General features: G+C 32.2%; 10 protein-coding genes and 1 pseudogene. 2 read left to right on the top strand and 9 right to left on the bottom strand.

Annotated features, from left to right (window positions below):
• Positions 1-150 precede the first annotated feature (150 nt).
• Both GV828_RS13010 and GV828_RS13005 read right to left on the bottom strand, forming a co-directional pair.
• A complete protein-coding gene (locus GV828_RS13010) occupies positions 151-843 on the bottom strand; it encodes an SIMPL domain-containing protein (RefSeq protein ID WP_166537931.1) in 693 nt (230 codons plus the stop codon).
• 93 nt (positions 844-936) lie between these two features.
• The gene (locus GV828_RS13005) at positions 937-1,560 is read right to left on the bottom strand and encodes a rhomboid family intramembrane serine protease (RefSeq protein WP_166537930.1); all 624 of its coding nucleotides are present in this window, start codon (positions 1,558-1,560) and stop codon (positions 937-939) included.
• A 100-nt stretch (positions 1,561-1,660) separates the two neighbouring features.
• Between GV828_RS13005 and GV828_RS13000 the strand changes: the two genes are divergently transcribed.
• Complete coding sequence (locus tag GV828_RS13000; protein WP_166537929.1) at positions 1,661-2,530, top strand: lysophospholipid acyltransferase family protein; 870 nt, start codon at positions 1,661-1,663, stop codon at positions 2,528-2,530.
• Between the two features lie 164 nt (positions 2,531-2,694).
• On the opposite strand, the gene GV828_RS12995 is transcribed toward GV828_RS13000, so the two are convergent.
• The 6 genes and pseudogenes from GV828_RS12995 to GV828_RS12970 all read right to left on the bottom strand — a co-directional run bounded on the left by GV828_RS12995 (position 2,695) and on the right by GV828_RS12970 (position 6,975).
• Positions 2,695-3,027, bottom strand: a complete 333-nt coding sequence (locus GV828_RS12995; RefSeq protein WP_166537928.1) for an RteC domain-containing protein — start codon at positions 3,025-3,027, stop codon at positions 2,695-2,697.
• 40 nt (positions 3,028-3,067) lie between these two features.
• Positions 3,068-3,700, bottom strand: a complete 633-nt coding sequence (locus tag GV828_RS12990; RefSeq protein ID WP_166537927.1) for an NADPH-dependent F420 reductase — start codon at positions 3,698-3,700, stop codon at positions 3,068-3,070.
• Positions 3,701-3,717: 17 nt separating this feature from the next.
• Positions 3,718-4,374, bottom strand: coding sequence for an SDR family NAD(P)-dependent oxidoreductase (locus tag GV828_RS12985; protein WP_166537926.1), 657 nt, complete (start codon positions 4,372-4,374; stop codon positions 3,718-3,720).
• A gap of 12 nt (positions 4,375-4,386) precedes the next feature.
• Positions 4,387-5,325, bottom strand: coding sequence for a bestrophin family protein (locus tag GV828_RS12980; protein WP_166537925.1), 939 nt, complete (start codon positions 5,323-5,325; stop codon positions 4,387-4,389).
• A 4-nt stretch (positions 5,326-5,329) separates the two neighbouring features.
• A pseudogene (locus tag GV828_RS12975) lies at positions 5,330-5,968 on the bottom strand (DUF481 domain-containing protein); the annotation flags it as partial.
• A 140-nt stretch (positions 5,969-6,108) separates the two neighbouring features.
• A complete protein-coding gene (locus GV828_RS12970) occupies positions 6,109-6,975 on the bottom strand; it encodes a type 1 glutamine amidotransferase domain-containing protein (RefSeq protein WP_208103200.1) in 867 nt (288 codons plus the stop codon).
• 94 nt (positions 6,976-7,069) lie between these two features.
• On the opposite strand from GV828_RS12970, the gene GV828_RS12965 reads away from it, so the two are divergent.
• Positions 7,070-7,417, top strand: coding sequence for a winged helix-turn-helix transcriptional regulator (locus tag GV828_RS12965; protein WP_166537924.1), 348 nt, complete (start codon positions 7,070-7,072; stop codon positions 7,415-7,417).
• Here GV828_RS12965 and GV828_RS12960 read toward each other — a convergent pair.
• A partial coding sequence (locus GV828_RS12960) for a tyrosine-type recombinase/integrase (RefSeq protein ID WP_166537923.1) occupies positions 7,418-7,659 on the bottom strand: 242 nt, incomplete at its 5' end.

Raw genomic sequence — 7,659 nt, 5'->3', positions numbered from 1 at the left:
CTCCAAGTCAAGCACATCAACAAAAAACAATACAATTAGAACAATGGAAAAAAATAAATCGTAACAGAATTGATCCTGTCACGATTTAACTATATTTGATTTATTAACGAGTCAACCGTTTTTAGGACAACTCATTTTATCAAAAAAAAATTAATCTAATATAAAACTCACACTTACGTTAGAAGTTATTTCTATTTCACCAATAGCCAAAGTTTCGTGAGACATACCTGCATCAGCCATTTCAGCTTTCATGGCATACATTCTTGGCATTGGATAATTAGTTTGAGAATTATCTGAAACCATGATCGCCTTTCCTACTTTTTGTCCTAACGCTATAGCATAATCGTTTGCTTTTGTCTTAGCTTCCACAATAGCAGATTTTCTTGCTTCAGATTCATACTGCGCTAACTTGGATGACTTAAATTCCACTCCATTGATATTGTTAATTCCAGTATCCACAAGCCCCATCATTAAGGTATCGTATTTTGTTAAATCTCGCAAAGTAATCGCTATTTGTTGATTCGCTACAAAATTGTTTTTTTTCTTGTTATAATCATACGATTTGTGCAAATACACTTGTTTAGTTTGATAATCTGCTGCTGGAATCTTAAATCCCTTGATGTACTTAATTACCGCATCCACAATCGCATCATTTTTCTTTTTTGCCTCAGCGGCATCCGCACTTGTATTCTCCACTCCCACTGTAATAATGGCATAATCTGGAGTAACTTTTACTTTACCTTCCCCGGCAACCGTAATTTGAGGATGCGGAACAAATTGATTTTGTTGTGCAATCGTTGAGGTACCCACCATAGTAAGGAAAATTAAGATAGATTTTTTCATAACAATTTATTTTTAAATGTTTTTATTGGTTGAATTTCAAATTGCGTGCCAATAATGTAAAGGCGATTAGATTATTAAAGATTTTCTAAATTTTTAAAGTTTTCCTATTTTAATTAAAATAAAAAGAAGTAAAATTGGTAAAGCTAAAACCGCAACTGTAAAAGTTTCAACTTGAATTAATTGCGGTAACTTAATTAAAGTTAAAACATAACCTCCAATTGCACCACCAAAATGAGCCGTGTGCCCAATATTATCTGCTCTATTTTTCATTCCATAAATAGAATAAAGCAAGTAAATTATTCCAAAAATATAACCCGGCATAAACCAAATTTGTAAATTAGGCTCTACCAAAATCCCAGAGAAAACAACTCCCACTACCGCTCCCGAAGCTCCTACAGCGCGGTAATAATATTCGTTTTTATGAATGAGTAACGATAATAAATTTCCAAATGCCAAACTAAAAATATAAAGTAATAAAAATGTAAAATTTCCTAAATATAAAATTACATAAGGTGCGAACATCCATAAAGTTATCATATTGAAGGCCAAATGCGCAACATCCACATGCAAAAATCCCGAACTCAACATTCTGAATTGCTCGCCCGCACGAATACTTCCCACGTGAAATTCATATTTTCTGAAAAAAATTAAGTCGTTAAAACCCTTAAAACTCACAATACAATTAATCGCAATTATTGCAATCAGATAAATGTCCATACTTTTTTTTCGTAAAAATACAAACAGTTTTTCGCCCAATAAAACCCGAAGCCCATTTATTAACTCAGTAAGCCGTATATTTGCATAAAATTAACCTTAAATGCAATTGCTCGCTTACCTTCTTGCCTACCCATTGTTGTGGTTTCTATCGATTCTACCGTTTAGAGTTTTATATTTCATTTCCGATATCGTATATATAATAATTTATAAAATAATAGGTTACAGAAAAAAAACTGTACGAGAAAATTTATCAATCGCTTTAAAGCACCTCACAGCATCTGAGCGTTTGGAGATTGAAAAAAAGTTTTACCATCATTTTTGCGATACATTTCTAGAAATGATTAAAACAATGAGTATTTCCGAAAACGAAATTGAGAAACGGTTCACTTTTACTAATCTCGATTTGTATCGCCAAATGGAACAACAAGGTAAGAGCATTGCTTTAATGTGTGGTCATTATGGCAGTTACGAATGGCTTATTTCCATGAATCGTCACATAAGCTTCAGAGGTTATGCTGTATATAAAAAAATTGCTAATCCATATTTTGACAAGCTTGTTCGTAAAATACGTTTGCGCTTTAAAGCCTTTCTAATTCATACCAAAATTACTATCGACACAGTACATAACAATAAATTGGAGAATATTTTAAGCGTATATGGTTTGGCAAGTGACCAATCGCCAAAAGCTTCTTCAGCACACCATTTCGGTGAGTTTTTTGGGGTTAAAGTGCCGTTTCATACTGGAGCTGAAATGCTTGCAAAACGGATGAATCTCAATGTAATTTTTGTTGCCGTAAGAAAAATAAAGCGGGGTTACTATCAAGCTACATTCCATAAGATTGTAGATGACCCACAAAGTGTTCCAAATTTTCAAATATCTGACAAATTTATGCAGATGATTGAAAAGCAAATTCTTGAAAAACCAGAGCATTATTTGTGGACTCATAAACGATTTAAGTACCGCCGATAATTAGATTTTCTCATCAAGAAGAAATTAATATTGTGTTGCAACTAATCGTTATAGCTGATAATGACTTACTTAATAAATTAAAAAAGGTTTCTTTTATTTGGTAAATAGATTTTAAATTTATTTTGGACTAAATGTGGGCTATAACTAGAAATAAAAAACCCTAACTAAAAAAATGCTTTTAGTTTTTGCAACTCAATATTGTAGAATTTCTTTAAAATGCGATTACCTCCATTTGGCCTTTTCATTTCAAATTTATAGACCAAGTTGTAATAAATTAGTTTTGAAGTGAATTGTGGTTTTATATCTTTAAAGAAATCAATTTCTTCTGTGTCGGTTTTAAAGCTGGATTTTGTTATGAGTTTTTTTAAATTAGCAATAGAAACCAAAATGACCTTTATTGCCTTTTCATATTTCATCATTTGATTATCTACTTCTAAATCGATAAAATTGAGTTGCTCATTTAGTCCGATGAGTAAAGTTAAAATTTTGGTGTTCAATCTAGTTTCAAATAATATTAAAAATTGTTTAAATCAAAAATTACTTTTCCAATTTAGCCCAAACAAAATTCGGGTGATGCCCATCTCGGCGAACCATTTTTACCCAAAGCAAGGTCATATGTTCCAAGTGCAGAGCTTGGTCTAGTTTTCCTGTATCCAACGTTTCAAAACCCATATCGGTATTTATTTTTGCTACTTTTGATTTGGCTTCGGAATCATTTCCTGCAATCATCATCACAGGTTTTACATTGTAATTGGGATAATCGCTGTTGATGAAATTTTCGAAACCATAAATAGTAAATGCTTTTACTACTTTAGCATCTGGAGCCCATTCTTGCACTTTTTCGCTGCCTGAAATTTCGCTATTTAATCCGTGCGAAATGCCCATTCCAACAGGATTAGTACAATCGACTAAAACTTTTCCGTTGAATTTCAAAGGTTTTAGAATTTCTTCGTTAGCTTGGAAAGGTGTTGCCAAAAAAACTACCTCAGCTTCATCAATGGCTGCTTGAATATTCTTTACCGAAAAGTTAACATTTTGTTCTAATGCTTTTTTAACGGTTACTGAATTTTCATCGTTATTGGCTACAATAATTTCATGACCTTTTTTTTGTAAATTGTTGGCAATGGCAAAACCTACATTACCAATGCCTATAAATGCTATTTTACTCATTTCAATTGTATCTTTAATTAATAGATAATTTCACCCTCAAAGTTTCCTTCTGTTTGGTTGTATAATTTCCAATATTGTTCTGCGATAGCTTTTGGACTGTATTTTTCATCTTCAGGATTAACAAAACCACAAACTGTCAATTGTGCAACATGAACGTTTGTTCCTAGAGTCTTTTTTTGAAATGCCTGAACTAAATTTCTTAATGCTGCTTTACCAACGCTTAACGATGTCCACTGATCATCACCGCCTAACGCAAAACCGCCATTAGTAACAAATAATTTTCCTTTATTTTCTTTTAAGCAAAATGGAACTACCATTTTCATCAAATTAAAATATCCACCCACATTGATATCCATTTCATTTTTTATGGTTTCCCAACTTTGGTCTAAAATATCCATCACCGAAACTGCTGCAGCATTGTATAAAATAACTTCTGCATGTCCTTCTTTTTCTTTAATTTGGAGTAAAGCATTTTTCAAACTTTCCTCATTTCCAACATTGGCAATAGCATAGGTTGCATCAATCCCATTTTTAGCCAAATCCATCACTTGTTGTTGTAATTTTTCTTCAGTTCTGGCAATTAATGCAATTTTAAAACCTTCGCTACCAAATTTTTCTGCTACACCTTGACTTATTCCTGGTCCTGCACCTATAATTGTTATTAATTTTTTCATTGTTCATATAATTTAAAACAAAAATCCATTTTCGGGTTCTAGTTTTGTTGGTAAATTTTCAAAATCTAAAGTCTCTAATAAATCTCTTTCTATAGTATTACACAAAGCAGTTAAAGGCACATCCGTTATTTTGTTTTCAAAAGGTTCTTCATTTACTTCGCCAACTTTTGCCATAGTTGCAAATACAAATGATATTAAAACTGATAATGGGATTACCAAAAAACCAATTTCCATTTTCACAAAATCACCTATTAATGAAAAAGGTAAAATGAACATAAAAACAGATAAAAATAGTTTGGTAAAAAAATGATATTGGCGTAATAATGGTGTATTTTTAATACGTTCACAACCACCTTGATAATTGGCTAAAGCTAATAATTGCCCTTCCATTTGAAAGCTATCAAAACCACCTAAAGTACCATTTGACATAGCTTCATAGATTTTTTCTCCTATTAATGTTTGTAAATAGTTTGGTTTATTGTTAGATTTCATCAATCTGTTATAATCTTCGGTTGAAATATAACTTTTCAATACTTCCCAATTGTTCTCTTTTCTCAAATGCAAACGCAAAGCATGTACGCAAGCAATTTGCATGTAAATAGTTTCTTTCTTGAATTTTTCACTTCGTTCCTTATCGAAATTGGGCTGATTTTTGTGCGAATTTGTAAAAGTTCTTACCAAGCGTGCAAATACTCTGCTACTGTTTACAATACCACCCCAAAGTGTTCTTGCTTCCCACCATCTTGAATAGGAACTTTGGTTCCTAAAGGCAATAAATATGGCTAATGCACTTCCTAATATGGCAGCTATGGAAAATGGTAATGATACTTTATGTATTCCTAATGTGTCATAGGAAACGAAAACTAAACTTGATAAAATAGTACTGATTATTAATTCAGTTTTTAAGTATTTTATCACTGAAATTGGATTAAAAACTTTTCTTAAAATCATAACATTATTTCTTTACTTGATAGCCAAATCCAAAAGTCAAAATACGGTCAATGTTCTTTACATTTTTAACTACAACTTGCTCATTATTAAAGGTATATTGAGCTAAAAAATTAAAATCTTTCCACAATGGCATTTCAATTCCAGTATCTAACTGTAATCTGTTATTTTTTGAATAACCTAATGCAGGTTGCCAATAGGCCGTATAATAAATTTTAAATTTTTCTTCTAACATTTTATGCATACCCGAAACATAAATAGTGCTTCTCCATAATGAAATGTTGTTGCTACCATTATATTCTTCCTGATTAAATTGACTATTTAAAAAATCAGTATTTTCATAAACCAAAGCAGTCGAAAACTTTAAAATTGTGTTTTTATCTTTATAGAATTGCCATGTTCCACCCAATCCAGAAAACCAACGAAAATCAATTTTTCTTCTATAGTTGGTTTGAAAGTAAGCGATTGCAAATGGATATATTTTTTTAGATGGTTTCCAATAAACATAGTTTCTGCTGTTTATATCATTATCAGCTTTAAAATTTCCAAATTCTTGGTATAAAAGATTGTTTTGGGTTTTGTAAACCAAATTTTTGGTAGCGTTTGTGACGAATTCTAATTTTCCACGAATAGTAAATTGTTCAACATTTCCTTTTTGCCAAGTACCAGTTTATGAAAGTTTAAGTTGGAATTTGAGCGTATCACTTTCACTTAATTGAGCAATAGCAACACTTCCTTTAAGAAGCATTGCTACCGTTACAATTAGTATTTTAAAGTTTATGTTCATTATTTATTCAACATTTGCACTAATAGTTCTGCTGCAGCTGCTCCAGAGTTTTGTTGTTGACCTGTAATCAAATTTCCGTCTGCAATTGCATACGAACTAAATGGAGCCGCAACTTTAAAGTTTGTTCCATCTATTTTTCTAGCTTCATCTTCAATTCTGTACGGTTGAATTTTCATACCTACAGCTTGGTCTGCAAATTCTTCTTCTGCATCAGCAAAACCTGTCCATGTTTTTCCTTTTACAAGCAATTCACCATTAGATGTTTTAGTTTCTAATAATAGCGTTGTAGAGTGACAAACAGCAGCACTTGGCTTTCCGCTTTCATAGAAATCAACAAAAAGTTTTTGTAGTTCCGTATTTCCTTTGTAAGTGTACATTGGACCTTGACCACCAACTAAGAAAATGGCATCATAATTTTTGGCATCAACAGTAGTTAACTTTTTGGTGTTTTTCAACATTGCATTAAATTCAGGTTTTTGCATATAACCCAATGTAATAATGTCATGAGCAGAATAACCACTTGCATCAGTAGGATTAGAATAACCATCCATCATTAAATCGCCGCCTTCAGTTGAAACCAACTCCACATCATAACCCGCTTCTTGAAATACTCTTAGAGGATGGGTTAATTCTGCTGCCCAAAAACCAATGGGCCAACCAGTTTGTTGGCTTGTACTTGGTGAACTAGCCACCATTAAAATTTTACCTTTCGAAGGTGCACCATGAAAATGCACGTAATTTTTTACTTCTTTTACTTGTTCCATTTTTGTTTGTTTTTTGATGTTCGATTTTTTAGTTTTTTGTGCTGATGCAGTTCCGCTTATAAGTCCTAAAACTACTGTGCATACAATTGTTATTTTTTTCATTTTTAAACAAATTTTTGATGAGGCAAAGTTACTTTCGGCTTGTGCCACAAAACAATAATGGTTACCTTTGTTAGTAACAAACAAAAATGTAAGTATGCCCGATTTCGTTTCTGATAAACACCTTTTTCACAATCCAGTAGAATTTGTAATGAATAAAATAGGAGGAACGTATAAAATGCCCATTCTTTGGCGGGTAAAAGACAAAGCGTGGCGATACACGGAACTAGCCAACAGCATTCCGCATATTTCAGACCGAATGCTTTCTAAAAGTTTGAAAGAGTTGGTTGATGATGGATTTATCACCAAAGAAATTTTCCCAGAAGTACCACCCAGAACCGAATATAACATCACCGAACGTGGCAAAAAAGCCGTAGTAATCATCACGGCTTTACGAAATTATGGGTTGGATTTGATGAAAGATTTTGGCATTGAAAAACACTAATTATATAGCTTTTGCATTAGTAGTTATAAATTTATTTTTCAATATCTTCATGTCCTCACTAACTTTTCTGTCTAGTACTTTAGCGTAATGTTGGGTTGTATGTAGGTTTTTATGGCCTAACATTTTGCTCACGCTTTCAATTGGAACACCATTAGTAAGCGTTACAGTTGTTGCAAAAGTATGTCGAGCGATATGAAAAGTTAATTCTTTTTCAATTTCACAAATTCCGGGTATTTCTTTTA

This window comes from Flavobacterium ichthyis, assembly GCF_009915155.1.
GTDB classification, from domain to species: Bacteria; Bacteroidota; Bacteroidia; order Flavobacteriales; family Flavobacteriaceae; genus Flavobacterium; species Flavobacterium ichthyis.
Note: the sequence above shows the minus strand (reverse complement) of the source record. Positions and strands in the feature narration are given on the sequence as shown.